At 70.9% G+C, this 1479-nt stretch carries 1 pseudogene; it reads right to left on the bottom strand.

What is annotated here, in order from left to right:
- A pseudogene (locus NBZ85_RS31035) lies at positions 1 to 843 on the bottom strand (hypothetical protein); the annotation flags it as partial.
- Positions 844 to 1479 lie beyond the last annotated feature (636 nt).

Raw genomic sequence — 1479 nt, 5'->3', positions numbered from 1 at the left:
CGGTTGGGCCGTGCCCTCCCCGAGCTGGCCCCTTCCACCACCCGGCCGGCTTGGCAGATCATGCATGGTGACCTCGCCGTCGTGGACGTCGGCGAGCAGGAGCCGCCCGGCAACCGGGTCGAGGACGGGGACAGTGCTCCGCTCGGCCGCTGCTGCCGCAATCACTGCGCCAGGTGGCCCCGCGGACGCGGTGGTCAGGGTCACCGGCAGCGCAGTCTTCCGCCCGGGCCGGTCGCCGGTGATCGGGATCGCCGTCCCGGCCGTACCGTCGACGACCACCGGGCGATCATGGGCCAGCACCACGTCGATCTGATGGTCCGGTCGGGCGACGAGGATCGGAGGCGATGCCACACCGTCGCGGATCATGACCACGGAGCCGCTGGTGCGGACGGGCGCCCACAGCGTTCCATCCACCGATTGGGCGACGGCACCAAGCGCTCCGCCGAGGTCGACGACCGGTCCCAGGCCGGTCAGCAACCGTCCGTCCAGACGTTGCACCCGCCCGCTCGCACCATCGACGGCGTAGACCACCCCGTTCGCGGCGGTCACCGTCGTTCCGGGACGCAGCGTGGCCGTGCGTGCCGGGGCAAGGCGCTGCGGCTCGATCAGGTGGAGCAGGCCGGCATCCGCGTCGCAGACGAGGAGATCGGGACCGTTGCGCAGAACGGACAGCCGATGCCCGATCGCGCCGGGAACGGTGACGGCCGCGTCCGCCCGCCCGGTCGTGCTCTGCAGGTGCGTGACGGTTCCGGTGGGCTCGCTCGTCAGCCAGATGCCGCCGCTGGTGAGGTCGAAGGCGAGCGGGGGCGTTCCGGGCGCGGCGGCGGCCAGGCCGGCTCCCACGCACAGCGCCGCCCCGGCCGCCGCGGTGATGACGCGACGCAGCCGCTGACCGAATGCAGAGATGGTTTGATCTCGCTTTCCTGATCAGACGCGTGTTCTGAACCGCAGCCGACCGAGAAGAAGGCTGCGCGCCGCCCGAACGGGGTCGGTGTCTGTGTGGGCGGGCCACCCCGCCCGCCCACACAGACACCGTGGGGGAGCGCCGCGGGAGGGGTACAGCGCTCACCGCATCCCGCGCACTCAACCCAACGGCGCGCGGGAGACTGTTGATATTCACGTGTCGACGTTGGCTGTTCCTGGATGGACCAACCGGTCGGGTCATCCCTCTTGTTAGGTAAGACGCGGCGCCCCCCGGACAGGTTGCGACGTGACTGATGCCTTTCGTGACATCGCCGACGGCTGATCGCGCAGCAGGTCGATGCCAGTGCGATGCGTGCATCCCACTGTGGGCCCCCACACCACCAGATCAACAACTAATCCGGGCCAGGACACAACGAAACGGGAGTGCCCGTCGTCTACCGCAGCGGAACGGATCGTCTCCGTGTCGGCGACGGCCGCCACAGTCACCGTTCCCGGGCGGATCTCCCCGTCGCCCGTGGGCGGACCGGGCCGGTCGCCCCCTCGTCCGGCACGGTC

Origin of the sequence: Frankia tisae (assembly GCF_025403405.1) — a bacterium.
GTDB classification, from domain to species: Bacteria; Actinomycetota; Actinomycetes; order Frankiales; family Frankiaceae; genus Frankia; species Frankia tisai.
Note: the sequence above shows the minus strand (reverse complement) of the source record. Positions and strands in the feature narration are given on the sequence as shown.